The sequence below is a fragment of the Nocardiopsis sp. NPDC055551 genome (assembly GCF_053619415.1).
Genome location: NZ_JBSHJJ010000010.1, coordinates 248,614 through 266,929 on the forward strand (window position 1 = coordinate 248,614; position 18,316 = coordinate 266,929).

At 69.2% G+C, this 18,316-nt stretch carries 16 protein-coding genes; 3 read left to right on the forward strand and 13 right to left on the reverse strand.

All coding sequences use genetic code 11. The annotated features are described in order from the left end of the window. Nucleotides 1–56 precede the first annotated feature (56 nt). The 6 genes from folE to dacB all read right to left on the reverse strand — a co-directional run bounded on the left by folE (nucleotide 57) and on the right by dacB (nucleotide 7,154). The gene (folE, locus tag ACWGSK_RS19555; protein ID WP_358507779.1) at nucleotides 57–647 is read right to left on the reverse strand and encodes a GTP cyclohydrolase I FolE; all 591 of its coding nucleotides are present in this window, start codon (nucleotides 645–647) and stop codon (nucleotides 57–59) included. Further along, nucleotides 644–2,644 carry an ATP-dependent zinc metalloprotease FtsH gene (ftsH, locus tag ACWGSK_RS19560; protein WP_358507781.1) on the reverse strand — a complete coding sequence of 667 codons (2,001 nt, stop codon included), beginning with the start codon at nucleotides 2,642–2,644 and terminating at the stop codon, nucleotides 644–646. The genes folE and ftsH overlap by 4 nt, the downstream gene beginning before the upstream one ends. 254 nt (nucleotides 2,645–2,898) lie before the next feature. Continuing rightward, nucleotides 2,899–3,453: a hypoxanthine phosphoribosyltransferase gene (gene hpt, locus ACWGSK_RS19565; protein ID WP_358507783.1), complete on the reverse strand. Its 555-nt coding sequence runs from the start codon at nucleotides 3,451–3,453 to the stop codon at nucleotides 2,899–2,901. A 120-nt stretch (nucleotides 3,454–3,573) separates the two neighbouring features. Beyond that, nucleotides 3,574–4,554, reverse strand: a complete 981-nt coding sequence (tilS, locus tag ACWGSK_RS19570) for a tRNA lysidine(34) synthetase TilS (protein ID WP_452456377.1) — start codon at nucleotides 4,552–4,554, stop codon at nucleotides 3,574–3,576. Further along, nucleotides 4,551–5,630, reverse strand: a complete 1,080-nt coding sequence (locus tag ACWGSK_RS19575) for a zinc-dependent metalloprotease (RefSeq protein WP_452456397.1) — start codon at nucleotides 5,628–5,630, stop codon at nucleotides 4,551–4,553. Before ACWGSK_RS19575 ends, tilS begins: the two co-directional genes overlap by 4 nt. Before the next feature lie 168 nt (nucleotides 5,631–5,798). Continuing rightward, nucleotides 5,799–7,154, reverse strand: coding sequence for a D-alanyl-D-alanine carboxypeptidase/D-alanyl-D-alanine endopeptidase (gene dacB, locus ACWGSK_RS19580; protein ID WP_452456378.1), 1,356 nt, complete (start codon nucleotides 7,152–7,154; stop codon nucleotides 5,799–5,801). A gap of 76 nt (nucleotides 7,155–7,230) precedes the next feature. On the opposite strand from dacB, the gene ACWGSK_RS19585 reads away from it, so the two are divergent. Continuing rightward, a complete protein-coding gene (locus tag ACWGSK_RS19585) occupies nucleotides 7,231–7,755 on the forward strand; it encodes an inorganic diphosphatase (protein ID WP_358507789.1) in 525 nt (174 codons plus the stop codon). Between the two features lie 86 nt (nucleotides 7,756–7,841). Here ACWGSK_RS19585 and ACWGSK_RS19590 read toward each other — a convergent pair whose 3' ends face one another. After that, nucleotides 7,842–8,381: a sigma-70 family RNA polymerase sigma factor gene (locus ACWGSK_RS19590; RefSeq protein ID WP_452456379.1), complete on the reverse strand. Its 540-nt coding sequence runs from the start codon at nucleotides 8,379–8,381 to the stop codon at nucleotides 7,842–7,844. Between the two features lie 130 nt (nucleotides 8,382–8,511). Beyond that, entirely contained in the window at nucleotides 8,512–8,817 is a 306-nt protein-coding gene (locus ACWGSK_RS19595; RefSeq protein ID WP_452456380.1) for a hypothetical protein, read from the reverse strand. Nucleotides 8,818–9,374: 557 nt separating this feature from the next. On the opposite strand from ACWGSK_RS19595, the gene ACWGSK_RS19600 reads away from it, so the two are divergent. Then, nucleotides 9,375–9,923 carry a hypothetical protein gene (locus tag ACWGSK_RS19600; RefSeq protein WP_452456381.1) on the forward strand — a complete coding sequence of 183 codons (549 nt, stop codon included), beginning with the start codon at nucleotides 9,375–9,377 and terminating at the stop codon, nucleotides 9,921–9,923. Nucleotides 9,924–9,951: 28 nt separating this feature from the next. On the opposite strand, the gene ACWGSK_RS19605 is transcribed toward ACWGSK_RS19600, so the two are convergent. Further along, entirely contained in the window at nucleotides 9,952–10,341 is a 390-nt protein-coding gene (locus tag ACWGSK_RS19605) for a hypothetical protein (RefSeq protein ID WP_358507817.1), read from the reverse strand. Nucleotides 10,342–10,394: 53 nt separating this feature from the next. Then, nucleotides 10,395–10,631, reverse strand: coding sequence for a hypothetical protein (locus ACWGSK_RS19610; protein ID WP_358507797.1), 237 nt, complete (start codon nucleotides 10,629–10,631; stop codon nucleotides 10,395–10,397). A gap of 166 nt (nucleotides 10,632–10,797) precedes the next feature. On the opposite strand from ACWGSK_RS19610, the gene ACWGSK_RS19615 reads away from it, so the two are divergent. Further along, nucleotides 10,798–10,953 carry a hypothetical protein gene (locus ACWGSK_RS19615; protein ID WP_358507798.1) on the forward strand — a complete coding sequence of 52 codons (156 nt, stop codon included), beginning with the start codon at nucleotides 10,798–10,800 and terminating at the stop codon, nucleotides 10,951–10,953. Between the two features lie 17 nt (nucleotides 10,954–10,970). Here the strand turns inward: ACWGSK_RS19615 and ACWGSK_RS19620 are convergent, their stop codons facing one another. The 3 genes from ACWGSK_RS19620 to ACWGSK_RS19630 form a co-directional block, all read right to left on the reverse strand. Continuing rightward, nucleotides 10,971–11,324, reverse strand: coding sequence for a hypothetical protein (locus ACWGSK_RS19620; protein WP_358507800.1), 354 nt, complete (start codon nucleotides 11,322–11,324; stop codon nucleotides 10,971–10,973). A gap of 94 nt (nucleotides 11,325–11,418) precedes the next feature. Further along, on the reverse strand, nucleotides 11,419–14,739 hold the full coding sequence (locus tag ACWGSK_RS19625; RefSeq protein WP_358507802.1) for a right-handed parallel beta-helix repeat-containing protein: 3,321 nt from the start codon (nucleotides 14,737–14,739) through the stop codon (nucleotides 11,419–11,421). 120 nt (nucleotides 14,740–14,859) lie between these two features. Then, on the reverse strand, nucleotides 14,860–18,195 hold the full coding sequence (locus ACWGSK_RS19630; RefSeq protein ID WP_452456382.1) for an AAA family ATPase: 3,336 nt from the start codon (nucleotides 18,193–18,195) through the stop codon (nucleotides 14,860–14,862). Nucleotides 18,196–18,316 lie beyond the last annotated feature (121 nt).

Below are 18,316 nucleotides of genomic sequence, written 5' to 3' on the forward strand. Positions count from 1 at the left end.
GGCCGACCCGACGCCGACTCGTCGCGACCGGCCCTCGGGACGGTTCGGTCCCGGTCTCAGCCCCGGTCGAGGATGAGACTCATGGCCTCGGACCGAGTACGGTCGCTGCTGCGGAATATCCCTCGCACCGCGGAGGTGACCGTCTTGGCACCGGGTTTGCGCACCCCGCGCATGGTCATGCACAGGTGTTCCGCCTCGACCACCACGATCACGCCGCGCGGGTCCAGGTGGTCCATGATGGCGTCGGAGACCTGACCGGTCAGCCGCTCCTGCACCTGCGGCCTGCGGGCGTAGACGTCCACGAGGCGGGCGAGCTTGCTCAGGCCGGTGATGCGGCCGTCCACTCCCGGTATGTAACCCACGTGGGCCACCCCGTAGAACGGCACGAGGTGGTGCTCGCACGTCGAGTAGAGCTCGATGTCCTTGACCAGGACCATCTCCTCGTGGTCGGCCTCGAAGACCGTGGTGAGCACGTCACCCGGCTTCTGGCCCAGACCCGAGAACTGCTCCTCGTAGGCCCTGGCGACACGATCGGGGGTCTTGACGAGCCCGTCACGGTCGGGGTCCTCCCCGATGGCGATGAGGATCTCACGGACCGCGCGGGCGATCCGCTCACGATCCACGGGTCTGGAGGGAAGGTCGCTCACGCCTGTTCTCCTTCGTTGCCGACTCCCTCGGGGAGCCGACCGTTGAACTCCGATCCCTGCACCTCGGCGCCGTTGAGTGGGGTCATCTCCTTCTTGGAGCGCACCGGCGGCCGGTTGGAGGGCTGACGTTTGCCGTAGCCGGTGTAGGAACCGCGCGAGGGACGCTTACGGACGGGGGCGAAGACCGCCAACACCTCGTCCTTGGTGAGCGTCTCCCGCTCCAACAGCTGCAGGACCAGGTCGTCGAGAACGTCCCGGTATTCGACGAGGACCTCGTAGGCCTCATCGTGCGCCGATTCGATGAGGCGACGCACCTCCTCGTCGATGATGGAGGCGATCTCCTCGGAGTACTCGCGGGCGTGCGACATCTCGCGGCCCAGGAACGGCTCGCTGTTGGCGGAACCGAACTTGCGGGCGCCCAGGCGCTCGCTCATGCCGTACTCGGTGACCATGTTGCGGGCCAGGTCGGTGGCCTTGTCGATGTCGTTGCTCGCGCCGGTGGTGGGCTCGTGGAAGACGAGTTCCTCGGCGGCGCGACCACCGAGCATCATGGCCAGCTGGTCCATCATCTGTGAACGCGAGGTGAGGAACTTGTCCTCGGTCGGCACCGACATGGTGTAACCGAGGGCGCGACCGCGCGGCAGGATCGTGATCTTGTGCACCGGGTCGGCGTTGGGCAGCGCGTGCCCGACCAGGGCGTGACCGCCCTCGTGGTAGGCGATGACCTTCTTCTCACGGTCCGACATCACCCGGGACTTGCGCTCGGGGCCGGCCATCACACGTTCGATGGCCTCCTCCAGGATCGCGTGGGTGATGACCTTCTTGTCCGCGCGCGCGGACAGCAGGGCGCCCTCGTTGATGACGTTGGCCAGGTCGGCACCGGTCATCCCGGCGGTCTGGCGGGCGATGACCGCGAAGTCGACGTCGTCGGCCATCGGCTTGCCCTTGGAGTGCACCTCAAGGATGTCGCGACGGCCGTCCAGGTCGGGACGGTCCACGACGACCTGGCGGTCGAAGCGGCCCGGACGCAGCAGCGCCGGGTCGAGGATGTCGGGCCGGTTGGTGGCGGCGATGAGGATGACGCCGCCCTTGACGTCGAAGCCGTCCATCTCGACCAGCATCTGGTTGAGGGTCTGCTCGCGCTCGTCGTGACCGCCGCCCATACCGGCGCCGCGGTGGCGGCCGACGGCGTCGATCTCGTCGATGAAGATGATCGCGGGCGCGTTCGCCTTGGCCTGCTCGAACAGGTCCCGCACGCGGGAGGCGCCGACGCCGACGAACATCTCGACGAAGTCCGAACCGGAGATGGAGTAGAACGGCACCCCGGCCTCACCGGCGACGGCTCGGGCCAGCAGCGTCTTACCGGTACCGGGCGGACCCATGAGCAGGACGCCCTTGGGGATCTTGGCGCCCATCGACTGGAACTTCTCCGGGCTCTGCAGGAACTCCTTGATCTCGTGGAGTTCCTCGATGGCCTCGTCGGCCCCGGCGACGTCGTCGAAGGTGTTCTTGGGCGTGTCCTTGGTGATGAGCTTGGCCTTGGACTTGCCGAAGTTCATCACGCGGGAGCCGCCGCCCTGCATCTGGCTGAAGATGAACCAGAAGATGACGATGATGATGATCAGCGGCAGGAGGCTGAACAGCGCGGTCGTCCAGACCGGGGTGGTGGCGACGGAGACCTTGTAGTCCTTCAGCGCGCCGTCCGGGTTCTGGCTCGACTCCTGGAGCAGGGTGGCCAGTTCCATGCCCTGGCCTTCGACCCAGTAGGCCTCAAGGATCTCGCCGTCGACGGTGGTCAGCTCGATGCGCTGATCACGATCGACGATCTCGGCATCCTCGACCTCGTCCTGCTCGATGAGCCGGTAGACCTCGGAGATGTCGGCTTCCTCCGGCTGTGGGCCTCCACCGACGTCGAACACGCGGAAGCCGATGACGAGCATGAGGGCGACGACCAGGATCCAAATCCACGGGCCGCGGAAAATACGCTTCAGATTCATGTGAGCGGAACCCTGTCGGGTCCGTCCCTCCAGACCAGGCCGCCCGCCCCAGAGGACTGTCCGGAGCAGGACCTATCGGACACGTGCTCCCCGCGCTGACGCCGGGATATTCGACGGTACACCTCGCCGCGCCGGGCGGGCACACCGCTGAGGCCGGACGCGAGCCGTCATGAAAGCAACGACGACGACCCGTTCCGTTGTTCCCGAGCCCCGCCCGCGTGGGCCATGACACGGTCGCGCGGGCGGGGATCGGGCTAGTTCTCGTAGACGTGCGGAGCGAGGGTGCCGATGAACGGAAGGTTCCGGTACTTCTCCGCGTAGTCCAGTCCGTAACCGACGATGAACTCGTTGGGCAGGTCGAAACCGATGTACTTGACGTCGAGGTCGACGTCGAAGGCCAGCGGCTTGCGGACCATGGTGCAGACCTCGACCGACTTCGGGCCGCGCGAACGCAGGTTGCCCACCAGCCAGGAGAGGGTCAGCCCGGAGTCGATGACGTCCTCGACGATCAGGACGTCACGGTCCTTGATGTCGGTCTCCAGGTCCTTGAGGATGCGCACCACACCCGAGGACGTGGTGCCCGCTCCGTAGGAGGACACCGCCATCCAGTCCATCGAGACCGAGGTGTGCAGTACTCGGGCCAGGTCGGCCATGACCATGACGGCACCCTTGAGCACACCGACGATCAGCAGGTCCCGGCCCGCGTAGTCCGCGTCGATCCGCGCGCCCAGCTCGGCCAGACGCGCATTGATCTCTTCCTCGGTGACCAGAACCTTCTCCAGGTCTTGGCCCATGTCCTTAGCGTCCACGCTCACTGTCCTCGCTGCTGGATTCCCCGTTTGCGGCAACCAGGATAAACGTGCCGAACGTGGCGACAGCGCCGGACCGCGACACAAGAGGGCAGGGTCACCGCCCGCGACGGGCCGACTTCAGTGAACGAAGTGGATGCGACCGGCCGTGCGGCGGCCACGAACGCCACCGGGCAGGTCGATGTGGGCCTGGCCACGCCACTCCGTGATCAACCGTTCGAGCTCGCGGACGTGGCGGGCGGTGAGATCGGTGGCCGGACAGCCGGCGTCGAGCGCGGCACGGCGCAGCACGCGGGTACGCAGTGAGGTGTCGGCCTCCTCCAGCGGTCCGACGGCCAGGCCCTCCGCACCGGAGGCCGCCTCCAGCGCACGTTCGTACAGCGTGGCGGCGAGGTCGTCCAGGGTGTCGGCGTCGGCCCGGAGCATCGTCGCGGTACGTGCCAGGGCCGCCGTGATTCCGGGGCCGAGCGTCCGTTCCAGGGCGGGAAGCGCCTCATGCCGTACCCGGGATCGGGCGAACCGCGGGTCGTGGTTGTGCGGGTCCTCCCAAGGGCTCAGGTCCATGAGCCGGCACGCCGCACGGACCGTGGCCCGGTCCAGTTCCAGCAGGGGACGACGGTAGGCCCCGGAGGAGGCGGACATCCCCGCCAGGGAACGGGCCCCCGAGCCGCGGGCCAGTCCGAGCAGGACCGTCTCCGCCTGGTCGTCGAGGGTGTGTCCGAGCAGCACCACCGCGGGAGCGTGCTCCCGTACGGCCGTGTCCAGGGCGTCATAGCGGGCCCTTCTGGCGGCGGCCTCGGGACCGCCCGAGCCGGCCACCCGCACGGTGGCCACGTCCACGGGGTCGAGGCCGATCCCGCGCAACACCTTGACGACCCCTTCGGCCCGTTCGGCCGAGCCCTCCTGGAGTCCGTGATCCACGGTGACGGCGCCCGCCGCGCGCCCCATCCGAGGCGCCTCGAAGGCGAGCGCCCCGGCCAGGGCCAACGAGTCCGCTCCGCCGCTACAGGCCGCGAGCGCGGTGGTGTCGGCCGGCAGAGCGGACAGCACCCGCCGGACCGCCGAGCGAACGGCGGCCACGGCGGGGGGCGGACCGCTCACTCGCTGATGGCGGCGGGGCGCACGACCCGTTCGATCCACGTCGAGGGATTACGGATCTCCTCGATGGTGGGCAGGGTCTCGGGCGAGGTCCACACCTTGTTGAACTCGGTCATGCCGACCTGGGCGACCACCTGTCGGACGAAGGTCGCGCCCTCCTCGTACTGCTTCATCTTCATGTCCATGCCCAGGAGCTGGCGCATGATCCGGTCGAGCGGGTTGCCCCCCTCGCGCCGCTTCTGGAAGCGGGCCCGGATGGTCTCGACCGAGGGCACGACCTCGGGACCGACCGCGTCCATCACGTAGTCCCCGTGCCCCTCGGCCAGGCTCATGACCGCGGTGACCCGATCCATGAGCTCGTTCTGTTCCGGGGTCTGGAACGCGGTGAGGAGGTTCCCCTCGCCGCCCCGCACGGCTTCGGCCACGGCCTCACCGGCCTGCCGGAGCCGGTCGATGAGGTCGGAGGCGTCCATCTCCGTGGACAGCAGGAGTTCCTGCATGAGCTGCTGGACGTGGTCGCGCAGCCACGGCGTGGCCGTGAACTGCATCCGGTGGGTCTCCTCGTGCAGGCAGACCCACAGTCGGAAGTCGCGAGGGTCGACGTCCAACTCGCGTTCGGTGTTGACGATGTTGGGCGCCACCAGGGTCAGTCGCCCGGTCGGCGAGTGGCCGTTCGGGTCCGGTGGCAGGAAGAGCTCGTACTGGCCGAGGACCTTCCCCGCCAGGTAGGACAGGACGGCGCCGAGCTGCATCCCGGTCACACGTGAACCGACCGCGCCGGCCAGGTTCCCGGCCGGGCTCTTGTTCAGCCGATCGGCGCCCATCTGTTCGAGTACGGGTTCGAGCACCACCCGGAACCCGTTGACGTTGGCTCGAATCCACCCGGGTCTGTCCACGATGGTCGCGGGACCCGAGGGTTCGAGGGGGTTCATACCGGTGAAGTCGCGCACGTGCCCGGCCGCCACAGAGGAGAGGTCGCGCAACTGCGCGACGGCCTGCCGTGCGTCGGCCAGATCCACCTGCGGCCCAGGGCGCACGAGGCGGACACCGGTGTTGACGGCTACGTCCCAGTCGATCACAGTCACATCGCCAGCCTACCCACGGGACGCCCGGTGGCACGGGGATCAGGGATCGAATTCAGGGCAGACCCCGGGATCGCCCTGAGGTGAGCCGAAACGAACCCGAGCGAATCGCCCATCAGCGGGCGGGCCCCACGGTGGATCCCACCCTGGGGCCCGCCGACGACCTCACGAACAGCCGCACTCGGCGAGGGCGGCGGCGAGGGTGTCCAAGGCCGGCCCGGTGGCGGCCTCGTCGTTGGCCATGAAGGCGAACACGAACGCGTTGCCCTCCTGGTCGTGGATGGTGCCGGCGAGTGTGCTGACGCCGTCGAGCGTCCCGGTCTTGCCCCGGACCATGCCGGCCGCGTGGTGCGAGGTGGAGTACTCGGAGTAGCGACCGGCGAGCGTGCCGGTGGAGTGCGCGGTGGGCAGCCCCGTGAGGGTCGCGTTGAGTTCGGGGTGCTCGCCGGCTGCTTTGAGCAGCTGGACGAGGGCCCGCGGGGTGATGCGGTTCTCGGTGCTCAGACCGCTGTTGTCCGCCAGGTCGACCCCGTCGATACCGAGGTCGTCCATGACACGGTGAGTGGTCTCGGAAGCACCGGTGAAGCTCGCCTCCGCCCCCGACTCCAGGGCGGCCACGCGGCCCAGGGCCTCGGCCATGTTGTTGTCGCTGGCCAACATCATGAACTCGACGAGGGAACTCACCGGAGCGGAGTCCACCGAGGCCACCGGTTCGCCGACGGATTCGGCCTCCCTCGGGTCGCCCTCGACGGTGAGCCCGGCCCGCTCCAGTTGGTCGGCGAATGCCTCGGCGGCGGCCCGAGGTGGATCGGGCACACGGGTGGACACGTCCGGTTCGACCCTGCCCTGGTCGACCAGCAACGCGTGGATGGTGGCGGTGCTGCCCTCGGTCACGTAGTTGGGCTTCCACCCCGGCCCGGTGTCCGAGCCGGTGAAGAGAGAGTCGTCATAGCCGATCTTCACGGTGTCCACGCCCTGCTCGGCGAGGGAGTCGGCGGTGTCGGATGCGAGCTCCTCCAGGGTCGCTACCTGTGGGTAGGCTGCGGAGTCGGCGGTCACGGTCAAGGTCGCGTCGCCCCCACCACGGAGCACCACACGGTTCTCCGCGGGATCGAGGTATGCCTCGGTCCGTAGAACGTGGTCGGGGCCGACGGTGTCCAGGACGGTGACGGCCGTGGCGATCTTCGTCGTCGACGCCGGGGTCACCGCGGCGTCGGCGTCCCGTTCGAAGAGTGTCTCCCCGGTCAATCCGTCGACCACGTAACCGGAGAGGCCCTCCTCGAGCCCGGACGACGACATGGGATCATCAAGAACGTCCGCGACCCGTTCCGGGTCCACCGGAGTCGGAGCCGCGGGTGCAACCGCCGCCACGCCGTCGGCGTGCGTGACGGGGTTGGGCACCGCCGGCAGCGGTCGTGCCTCGATCACGTCCAAGGCGACGAACCCGGTGATCAGCACGAATATGTTGAGCAGGGCCAGCGCGAGGATCGCCTCGCCTCGTACCCGTCGCACCCGGGGCACCTGCCCTTCCTTCGGTGTCGCGGTCTGACGTTGTTGTTATACGGCGACATTAGTCGCATTGGGAGCCGAGATCAGCATGGAATTCGACGTTACGATCGAGATCCCCAAGGGGGAGCGCAACAAGTACGAGGTGGACCACGAGACCGGTCGTATCCGTCTCGACCGCATGCTGTTCACCTCCACCACCTACCCCGCCGACTACGGCTTCGTAGAGGGAACGCTCGGTGAGGACGGTGACCCGCTGGACGCACTCGTCCTGCTCAAGGCCCCGACCTTCCCCGGCTGCCTCATCCGCGCCCGCGCCATCGGCATGTTCCGGATGCGCGACGAGGCCGGTGGTGACGACAAGCTGCTGTGCGTCCCGGCGACGGACCCGCGCCAGGAGCACCTGCGTGACATTCACCACGTCAACGAGTTCGAGCGTCTCGAAATCGAACACTTCTTCACCGTGTACAAGGACCTGGAGCCGGGCAAGTCCGTCGAGGGCGCCAGCTGGGTCGGCCGCCACGAGGCCGAGCAGGAGATCATCGCGTCGGTGAAGCGCGCCGAAGAGGCCGGTGTGCACGGGGACTCCTCGCACATCACCAACGAGGGCAAGTGACCGACGCACGTCTCGGCACCTGATCTGGCCCGGTGAGGTGGACTCACCGGGCCTGCTCGTGTCCGGGGAACCCTGTTCCTCGTTCCTCAGTCGGTCCCCAGCGGCAGGAGCAGGAGCAGGAGCAACACGCCCAGCAGCATCAGCGCCTGTGGCGTGGGGATCGAGAACACCACTCCGCGCAGGCTGTTGCGCGCCCCCTGTCGAAGGGGGAAGCCGTCATGACCGAACTGGTCGGCGCGGACCGCGACGTGGGACCGGTATCCGTCGAGTTCGGGGCGGGTCAGACCGTTGAGCACACGGACCCGGACCAGACCGTGGGGCCCCGCGAGGGTCGGACGAGCGATCCTCTCCCCACCCGCCCCGCAGGCACGGTGGCGGCCGCACTCCACCTCGGCCAACGCGTGCAGCCACTCCCCCAACCGCGCGGAGTCCCGTAGGCGGACGCTGTGCGCCCTGGCCACGATCAGGGTGTCCCGCAGCACGACGTGCGCGGTGTCCCGATCGCGTAGGACCAGGACGCAGTACCGGTACAACTCCTCCCCGTAGGCGTCGAGGAGACGAGCGTAGACGCCGGCCGGGCACGCGCGACCGGAACGCAGGTCGTACAGAAGGTCCTGGTCCGTCATAGACCTAGAATCTACGCCGCGCGCCGCTCGGCGCTCTCCGGTTCGTGGAAAGACACGGCGGCCTTCCCTCGAATCCGGCCCATGGCGCGGAGCTCGGGAAACCGCGCGAAGTCCGACCTCGGTGGGGGTCTCAGGCGTCGTCGATGGGTCTTCGGGGGTTCGGAGGGCCGCCGGCGCCGTCCGGGCCACCCGGTTCCTCCCCGTCTCCCGGTTCCGATTCGGAGTCCGGTTCCGGCGACGGTCTCTCGCCCCCCGCGAAGAGGAAGCTCCCGTACCTGGCCCGCAGCCACAGGAGCACGTAGGTGAGCACGCACAGGAAGCAGATGAGCAGTGCCGCCTCCACGCCGAGGAAACCCAGCGCCATCACCCCGGTGGCGGCCACGACGACGGCCCGTACCAGTACACGCGCCCACAGTCCCTGCGCCTCGGGGTTCAAGGCTGCCCTCTGGGAACGGACGGCTGCACTGCCACTCCTGTCACTACGGCTGTTCTGGGAGGTGGGGCCCGAAGCGGCGAGAACGCCGTTCTCCCGGGCTCCACATGTCACCACCACGGGACGCCACCCGCAACATGCCCGGTACGTCTCCGGCGTGAGCGGTTCGACGCGCTCGTCTTCCGGTGTCCGCTTGACTCACCACCGGCTTTGCTGATCTCCTTACTGCCATGTATCCGCGCACCCGCACCGTCGCCTCGGCTCGTACGGCCCCCAACGGGGCCTCCTGCCTGCAGGCTTGTGCGGCGTGTCCGTGTTGTCGTCACTGAGTCGCAGTCGAGGGGACGGATTCCACCGACCCCGCACGACCGGCCCGTGATCGGCCCCCGTCCTTCGACGTGAGACGGCCGTGACGGGTCTTCGCTTGGGTGATCTTCCTCTCCGAACGCGCGTTCGGAGGCATCGACCCCACCGTTCCGGGACCTCCCGGGCCCCATGACGACTTTCCCGTGATCGCCCACCACACCGGTGATCACGCACACGTGAAGGATCCTCTCACGATGCCGCAGCAGACCTCCGCGCCGGCCACCGCCCCTCGCGTTCCGACCGAGCACGCCCCCCGACAACGCAACGCGACCGTGTCCCTGGACGGGATCGGCGACGTCGTGGACGCCGGACGCGCCTCCGGCTACGCCCACCTGGGCGCTCGCCGCCTGCCCACTCTCGGACAGGTGGTCGTCGCCGCCAGGGACGCCGCGACCGCGCTGCGCCCGACCCTCTGGCCGACCCGCCGAGGGAGCTGGCAGCCCGCCCCGCGCAGCGTCCGCCGCCTGGTCCGTGGGCGCTTCCGGGTCACGTCCGTGGCCCTGGAGCCCAACGGCTTCATCGCCGGGCCCTCTCCGCGCGCCGAGAATGCGCACACCCTGGAGGCGCTGTACCTGGTCAGCGGACGCGCCCACCTGATCACCTCCGACACCGACGGTCAGATGCTGTCGGCGGCGGAACTGACCTCGGGCCGGGCCCGTGTGGTGGGCGGTGGCACGCGGGGAGGCCGGCACCTGGTGAACACCGGTGAGGAGGTCGCGATCCTGGTACGGGTCACCGCCTGAACCGGGGTTCGGACGGCGTGGGGTCGCCTCAGTCGCCATCGGAACGCCCGGTTCCGGCCGCGCGCAGGGCCTCGTCCACGGCCTCGACGGAGCGGAGGAGCCCGGCCGTGCGCCGACCCTCGGCGAGGTAGGCGCTCATGACCTGGTCGAGAGCGTGCGGGGGCAGGTGGCCGCGCAGGTCCACCCGGGCCGTTCGATATCCCTCCCTGGCCGCCTCCAACGTCGCCGAGACGTACTGGCGGGCCAGGCGGGAGAGAGCGACGGGATGGCGGCGCAGGACTCCGTGCAACCGGTAGTCGGCGGGCACGTGGTCGAACAACCACTCCAGGGCCGTCTGCTCGAAGGAGTCCGACCCGGGTGGGTGCACACTCACGGGCCAGTCCGGCGTCAGGGACTGATCGGGCATGCCCCCCAGCATACCCATTGTTCGAAAGTATGTTCGATAACCTCCGGGTGAATCGGTCCGATTCCCTAGTCCGGTTTCTTCTCCGTGGACCCCGAACCGGCCTTGTCCGTCTTGTCGTCCTTCTCGGCCTGGCGGCGTTCGAACTCCACCCGAATGGCCTGCTCCGCCGCGTCCACCGCCGCTCTGGCGGTGATGGCGTTGGTGTGCGCGCGGTCCAACTCCTCAAGGAGGATGCAGTCGAAGGCCACTCGCGCATCATGGATCGCGGCTTCCAGCTGACGTGATGCCTCTTCCAGACTCATGACCCTCCCTTCCCCAGAAGTCGGCAACCGCACACACCGATCACAGGGGCAACGCGACGTAACGGACACCACGGGGCACCGTCCTCACAGGTCACGGCGGCGGCGCTTCAGTCCTCGACCGGTGGGGTAGGTGATCATCGGACCACATGACCGCACAGGGAGCCCCATGGTGTACTTCGTCCTCGCCCTGCTCGCGATCTGGTTGATCCTCGCCATCGTCGGCACTCTGATCGAAGGCCTGTTCTGGCTCGCACTGCTCGGCGGCGTCCTCTTCGTCGCCACCGCCGTCTGGGCCCGTTGGCAAAGCCGACCGGACATCTGACCGCTCCGACGACCGCCTCAGGATTCCAGCGCCGGGCGCCCTCCCCCGTCCAGACGTCGCAGCACCCGGCGGGCGCGCGCCTGGTCACCGCCCAGGTGCGAGGCGACCAGACCGAGCGCCTCGTCGGTATGCCCCAGGACCATCAGGTTGCGTACCCGTGCGCGCAGCCCCGCGGGCAGCTCGTCGGGATCACGCTGCGCCGGAACGTAACCGCCCACGACCTCCTTGGGGCCGGCTCGCGGCGGGGGTTCCGGCTCGGGAAGCGCGTGGCGCGTCTCCATCCGGGCGAGCACCCCTCGTAGGACGTAGGATCCGACGCCCAGAACCACCACCGCGCCCATCAGGGCGAACAACATGAACATCAGACTCATATCGCCCACCTACCCACACTTCGGACACGGCAGGCTCAACGCCGACACACACGGAGTAATCATTGGACCAAGAGGCCGGGAGCGGTCCAGAGCGTCAGTCGCCGCTCCCCCAACCCTGCGGCAGGTCCTCGGGAAGCAGGGTCTGGAGTTCGGCCACCTCGGGGATCTCGCCCCCGTGGGCCGCGGCCTCGATCCGCCGCGTCTGGCGCGCCACACACTCCTCGAAGAGCGCGCGGACCTCGATCCCGCCGCGTTCGGCGAACCCGTCCGTCGGCGCTCCGATCAGGTCCGCCAGCGCCTCTCGGGTCCGTTTCGGCAACCGCAGACCGGTCTCCTCGGCCATCGCCGCGAAGACCTCCACCAGTTCGTCGGTCTTGTAGGGCGCGAACTCCACCAGTCCGGCGAACCGCTCCGCCAGGCGAAGACCGGCCCGCATCAGGGACGCCACCGACTCGGGATCGCCGGTCAGGACCACCGCGACGTCGTCGTGGTGGGTCCGCATCAGACCGCCGAGGACGTCGGCCGTCTCCTGACCGAGTCCGGTTCCCCCGGAACCTCCCGATTCCGGCAGGAGAACCGACAGCACCCCGCCTCGTGCTCGTTCGAAGGCCGCCAGCGCCTCCTTGGAGGGGCGCCCCCGATCCACCAGGTCCTCGGCCCGCAGCCGTACCGAATGTCCGCGCGCGGCCAGCCCCAGGGCGGCGAGGAGTTCACCGTACAGACCGGCCACGGTGGAACGCCCGGTCCCGGTCCGGCCGGAGAACACCAGGTGGCGTGAGCGCCGGTCCTCCCCCTCCTCTCCACCACGTCGGGGTGATGTCAGCAGGCTCGACAGTTGGCGGGCCAGTGCCTCCTTGACCTCACCACGGCCCGCCAGGGAGTCCAGCCGGGCCATCAACGCGGTGACCTGGCCGCCCATCCGCCGATCGGGATCGGTCGCGACGGGGTCGGTCACCCCCTCCAGGTCCTCGGACAGGAGCCGGGTGAGGTCGTCCACGGTCGTGTAACCACCCTCGACGATCCGCTCGGACTGGGTCCGGACCGCACCACCGAGCACCCTGCGGACCTCGCGCCCGTTGTCGAAGGCCACGCCCCGGACCCGGCGTTGGAAGTGACCGACCAACAGGTCATGCACCCCCTCCCCCAGGTCGTAGCCGCGCTCAGCGGCCTCCCCGGCGAAGATCCCGGCCAGTTGCTCGGGTGAGTACTCCTCGAACTCGACGGTCCGCGCCACCCGCGCGCGCAGCCCGGGGGAGGCGTCGAGCAGGGACCGAAGCCGATCGGAGTGCCCCGCCAGGACCAACACGAATTCCTCGCCCGGCGCCTCCATCAGCGCGACCAGGGTGTCGATCACCTCTCGACCGTGCACATCCGGTGTTCCGGACTCACCGAACAGGGCGTGCGCCCCGTCGACGAACAGCACCCCGCCGCGGGCCCGCTCCACGGCCTCGGCCACCCTGTCCCGGGTGCCTCCCTGGTATTCGGCCACCAGGTCCGGCCGGGCCACCTCGATGAACCGTCCACGTTCGGACTCGCCCAACGACCTCAGGATCTGCCCGTACAGCCGGGCCACGGTCGTCTTCCCGATCCCGGGCGGTCCGGCCAACACCAGGTGGCGGCCCACGTTCAACCCGGGCAGCCCCGCCGCGACCCGTTCGGCGCTCACCCGTTGCAGGTCGACCAGGGCCCGGACCTGCCGTTTGACCCGTTCCTGTCCGACCAGCGCGTTCAGTTCGGTGAGCAGTGAGTCCAGCGAGCGTTCGCGGTCCCGTACCGACCCGTCCCCGTTCCCGCCGACGGAACGACCGGAGGAACCCCCGCCCCGGGCGACCACACGTTCGCCGTCGCCCCCACGGTTGTCGCTGAAGGTGCTGTCCTCCAGGTAGACCGAAGCGCCGGCGGCGGCCCACAGACCCTCGTCGTCGTTGCCGGACACGGTGCAGCGCACCAGCCGTACCCGCCCACCGTCCTCCACCATGAGACCGTCGCCCCGACCGTCCCTGATCGCGGTGTCCTCCAGGGCCACCACGGCGCCCTCACCCACACGCACACCACGCTCTCCGCTGCCCGAGAACGTGGAGGAGCGGACCGTGACGTAGCCACCCTGCGCGTAGACGCCGTCCTCCCCGCATTCGGAGAGGTCGGCGTCGACCAGACGCACCTCGGTGCCGTCGAGGATGTTGAGGCCGTCCTCACGGGCATCGCGCAGCACCATGCCGCGCACGGTGACCGTGGCGTCCTCACGGCTGTGGATCCCCGACCCCACGTCGTGGCCGACGATGTCCTCGAATCCCCCTGTACCACCGACCACGATGGCCATCGGGCCATGCCATCGGCTCACCCGCAGGTCGTCGACCTCGAAACGCGAACGCACCGCCGCGATCGCGCCACGCCCCTCCTGGACGCTCTCGGCCACCGACATCCCCGACACCTTCACGCGGGCACCATCGGCGACCAGCAGGGCGGCCTTGCCGACCTGCTCGCAGCGCAGGTCGGTCACCGTGGCCTCGGCGCCGTCGATGAGGACGGCGTCGGCGGCGGCCCCCTCCACCTTGAGGCCCCGCACCATGAGTCGACCACCCTCGATGGCCAGCCCGGTCCGGGTGGAGCCGAGGATCTCGCAGTCGCGGAGGGTGCTCTGGGAGTCGCCATGGACGAAGAAGGCGTCCGTCTCCTCCTTGTGCGGCGACTCCACCACCAGCCGGGTGAAGTCGGCACGGGAACGCTCGTAGACCCGGACCGGCCAGTCGTGCGAGCCCGTGACCCGCACGTCGGTGAACTCGGGCGCGGCCCGATCCCGGACGTAGATGCCACCGCCGTCCACCAGCGCGCAATCGGTCACCTCCGGGGAGGCCCCCGCCACGTACAGGGTGTGCCAGTCGTCGTGGGCCCCGGCGAAGATGGTCCCGCCGATCTTCGGGGAACACCTCCCCTGGACGGCGATCACCGCGCCGGCGAAGTAGCAGTCGCGTACGAAGCCCTCGCTGCCGTCCCACAACAGACCGCTGTCCTCGAATCGGCAGCCGATCACCTCGGCGTGCGCCCCGGACACGGTCACCCGTCGCGGTGAGGTGAAGACGCAGTCGACCGCGCGCAGCCGGGCCCCTTCCTGCACGTACAGCGGCGGGTACTCGTCCGATGAACTACGCACGCCGACCCCGTACAGCTCCAGGTCGCCGCCCTTGTGCACGTTGAAGACGTTGGTCTCGTTGCCCGCCGTGACCGTGACGGTGCCCGCCCCTTCGGTGGGCATCACGACCACACGCCGTAGCACTCCGACCGCCTGGGGCTCGACGTACTCGCCCGGCTCCACCCGCAGGTAGAGGTCCGAGCCCGTGTACCGGGGGTCTCTGAGCACCTGCCCCAGGGAAGAACTCGCGGCGGAATCCGTCTTCGAGACGCGGACCGTGATCATCCATCGACTCCCAAGGGGGTAGCGGCCGCGGCGCCGCGCCAAAGGGTCTGCGCTATGTACCGTATCCACCCCAGGGTCCGGGAACCCGATACGGCCCGTACCCCTTGTGGCCAGGGTCGGTCAGAACCCGACGACGTCCTCCGGTGACAGTGTCTGGAGTTCGCTCACGTCGGGGACGCCCCCGGCCAGGGCCGCGGCCTCGATCCGGCGCGCCTGCCGGGTCACGCTCGCCTCGAACAGCTTGCGGACCTCCCGTCCGTTGCCGTCGGACAGGCGTGCCTCTTCGCGCCCCATGGTCTCCGCCAGAGCCGCGCGGGTCTCCTCGGGGACCAAGAAGTCGGCTCCTTCGGCCATTCCCACGAAGATGCTCAGTAGTTCATCACCGCCGTAGGGAGCGAATTCGACGGTGCGGGAGAAGCGGGAGGCCAGCCCGGGGTTGCTCGCCAGGAAACCATCCATCTCGCCGGTGTAGCCCGCGGCGATCACCACCACCTCGTCACGGTGATCCTCCATGAGCTTGAGCAGGGTGTCGATGGCCTCCTGACCGAAGTCACCGCCGGAACCACCCGGACGAGCCAACGTGTAGGCCTCGTCGACGAACAGGACCCCACCGCGGGCCCGTTCGAACACGTCCTTGGTCTTCTGCGCCGTGTGGCCGATGTAGGAGCCCACCAGATCGGCTCGGGCGGCCTCGACCACCTGCCCCTGCGCGAGCACGCCCAGGGCCGCCATGAGCTGACCGTAGATGCGCGCCACGGTGGTCTTGCCGGTCCCGGGCGGACCGGAGAACACCAGGTGTTGGGAGGACATCGAGGTGGCCAGTCCCGCCTCCTCGCGGCGTCGGTTCGCGGAGATGAGGCTGATGAGGTCGGCGACCTCCCGCTTGACCCCGGCGAGCCCCACCATGTTCTCCAGGCGGGCCATGAGCTCTCGGGTCTGTTCGGCGTCCCGAGGACCGCCCACCCGCGCGGACAGACCGGTGTCCACGACACCTTCCAGGTCCTCGGGCAGGATCAGCGCGAGGGCCTCGACGGAACTGGCGTCACCGGCGACGATCCTCCCGGCCTGGGCCTGGACGATCTCCTCGAACAGACGCCGCGCCTCACGTCCGTTGCCGAACGTCTCGTCCCGGCTCTGCCCCTGGAAGTGGCGGACCAACAGCTCACGAACGCCCTCCCCCAGCGTGTAGCCCTGCTTGGGCGCCATCGTCTCGACGATGGTGGTGAGCTGCTCCGGTGAGTAGTTCTCGAACTGGATCGTCCGTGCCACGCGCGAACGCAGCCCCGGGTTGGCGTCGAGGAAGGTCCGCATCTCGCTGGAGTAACCGGCGAAGACGATGACGACCTCCTCGCGCAGGTCCTCCATCAGCTTGATGAGCGTGTCGATGGCCTCTTGGCCGAAGTCGCTGCCCGAACCGAACTTCCGGGACAGCGCGTAGGCCTCGTCGACGAACAGGACCCCACCGCGCGCCCGCTCCACCGCTTGGGTGACCTTGGCGCTGGTACCACCCAGGTGTTCGGCGACCAGGTCCTGGCGACCCACCTCGACGAACTGGCCGTTGTCCAGGGCGCCCAGGGAGCGCAGGATCTCGCCGTACAGCCGGGCCACGGTGGTCTTGCCGGTCCCGGGCGGGCCGGAGAAGACCAGGTGACGGCTGACGTTGAGCGCCGGCAGCCCCGCCGCGGCGCGCTTGGCACTCACCCGCTGGAAGTCGACCAGCGAGCGGACCTCCTTCTTCACGCCGTCCAGGCCCACCATCTCGTCCAGTTCGGCGAGCAGCTCGTCCAGGGACCCGGCCTCGCCCGTGGGGGCGTCGGGGACGGTGGCGCCTTCCGCGGCCCTCGCCTTGGCCCGGACCTCGTCGCCGCCCCTGTTGTCGGCGAGTTCGGTCTCCTCCAAGTGCACGACGGCCTCGTCGTGCGCGTCCACGCCCTTGTCCTCGTGCCCGGAGACCTGGCACCGCACCAGCCGGGCGCGACTCTCGGCGTCCAGCACCTTGACTCCGCTCATGGCCCCGTCCCGGATCTCGGTGTCCTCCAGGGTGGCGACCCCGCCCTCCAGGACGGAGACCCCATGTCCTCGACTTCCGCTCAGGGTCGAGGACCGCAGGACGAGCCGGGCGCCCTCGACGTAGGCGTTGTCGAACGCGCCGTCGACGATCCGGGCGTCGGTCACCTCCATCCGGGCGCCGGCACTGACGTGGAAGGTGTTGCCCTCTGGCGCGGTGATCTCCACGCCGTGGGCCTCGACGGTGGCGTCGTCCTGGGCCAGGATTCCACCGGCGACCCTCTCCCCGACCAGGTCCTTCACGGAGACATGAGCGTCGTGGACACCGAAGCAGGCCCCCTTGAGGTCTCGTCCGTGTACCCCTTTGAACTCACCGCTCCCACCGGATACGTAGACGCCGAACAAACCCTCGTCGACCCCGCTCCGGTGCTCGGCGAGTTCCAGGCCCGTCAGGCTCACCCGGCTCTTGACGAAGTTGCCCGCGTTGCCGCCCAGATCGAAGGCACGGAAACCCCGGCCGTTCACCCGGCCCTCCTGCGCGTGCAGCGCGGCGCCCTCCACCCCCTTCACGACCAGGTCGGCGAAGGTGAGTGTGCTCTCCACCACGCACACCGCGTTCGTCGGGGCACTCTCGACGCGGGCGTCGTCGAGCTCGACCTCGGCGCCGTCCAGCACGTACACCGAGTCACCGCCCTCCGCGCCACCCGTCACGCGCAACCGGGTGAACTTCGCCCGGGTGCCCGAACCGGTGACCCGCACCGGCCATCCGCGGTCCCCTTCGACGGTCAGGTCGGTGAACTTCGGTCGGGCGCCCTTGTCCACCCAAACCGAGTAGTACCCGATCGCACCACAGTCCCGAATCTCACATTCGGTGATGGTGGGCGCACTGCCGGAGACGAACAGTGCGTGGTGGTGCTCACTGCCCCCGTGGAAACGCACCCGCTCCACCGTGGGCGAGGCGCCACCCTCCAAACTGAGGATCGCGTCCTTGAACACGCAGTCGCGGACGACCCCACCGCCCTTGGTCCAGTAGATCCCGGCGCCCTCGAAGCGGGTGTTCACCACCTCGTGCGAACGACCGTGCAGGCCCAGTCGAACGTTGCAGTGGAACACACAGTCCACCGTCTTGAGGTGGGCACCCTCATCCACGTAGAGCGGCGGGAACTCACCGTCGGCTCCCTCGACCCGGACGCCATAGAGTTCCAACCTCCCCTCGGGTCTGACCCGGAAGACGTTGGTGTCGGTGCTCGGCGCGATCTCCACGGTCCCCGGCCCCTGGGTGGGAACCACCAGGATCTTCCGCGTCACAGAGACGATCTGGTCCTCGACGTAGTGTCCCGGATCGACGTGCAGGTACAGGTCCGTGTTCGCGTACAAGGGTGCGCGGACGGCGGCTCCCAGGGAACGGAAGGCGCCGGGATCGCTCTGGGACACGCGGACCGTGTGCATGCGTCTGCTCCGGAGGTGAGGGGCTGTGTGCGTTACGCACCCTAGCGTTCACGGGGGCACCGAACCCGTGGAGGGTGCGATCCGGCCTGGCCGGTTCCGGCCCGTCGTCGCAGGTCCGACC

Excerpts from the sequence above, each read along its gene's own strand:
- ACWGSK_RS19605 (WP_358507817.1), bottom strand. The coding sequence starts at position 10,341 with ATGCTGGGGGGCATGCCCGATCAGTCCCTGACGCCGGACTGGCCCGTG.
- ACWGSK_RS19585 (WP_358507789.1), top strand. The coding sequence starts at position 7,231 with ATGGAATTCGACGTTACGATCGAGATCCCCAAGGGGGAGCGCAACAAG.
- ACWGSK_RS19630 (WP_452456382.1), bottom strand. The coding sequence starts at position 18,195 with ATGCACACGGTCCGCGTGTCCCAGAGCGATCCCGGCGCCTTCCGTTCC.
- ACWGSK_RS19590 (WP_452456379.1), bottom strand. The coding sequence starts at position 8,381 with ATGACGGACCAGGACCTTCTGTACGACCTGCGTTCCGGTCGCGCGTGC.
- ACWGSK_RS19600 (WP_452456381.1), top strand. The coding sequence starts at position 9,375 with ATGCCGCAGCAGACCTCCGCGCCGGCCACCGCCCCTCGCGTTCCGACC.
- ftsH (WP_358507781.1), bottom strand. The coding sequence starts at position 2,644 with ATGAATCTGAAGCGTATTTTCCGCGGCCCGTGGATTTGGATCCTGGTC.
- ACWGSK_RS19620 (WP_358507800.1), bottom strand. The coding sequence starts at position 11,324 with ATGAGTCTGATGTTCATGTTGTTCGCCCTGATGGGCGCGGTGGTGGTT.
- ACWGSK_RS19610 (WP_358507797.1), bottom strand. The coding sequence starts at position 10,631 with ATGAGTCTGGAAGAGGCATCACGTCAGCTGGAAGCCGCGATCCATGAT.
- ACWGSK_RS19625 (WP_358507802.1), bottom strand. The coding sequence starts at position 14,739 with ATGATCACGGTCCGCGTCTCGAAGACGGATTCCGCCGCGAGTTCTTCC.
- ACWGSK_RS19615 (WP_358507798.1), top strand. The coding sequence starts at position 10,798 with ATGGTGTACTTCGTCCTCGCCCTGCTCGCGATCTGGTTGATCCTCGCC.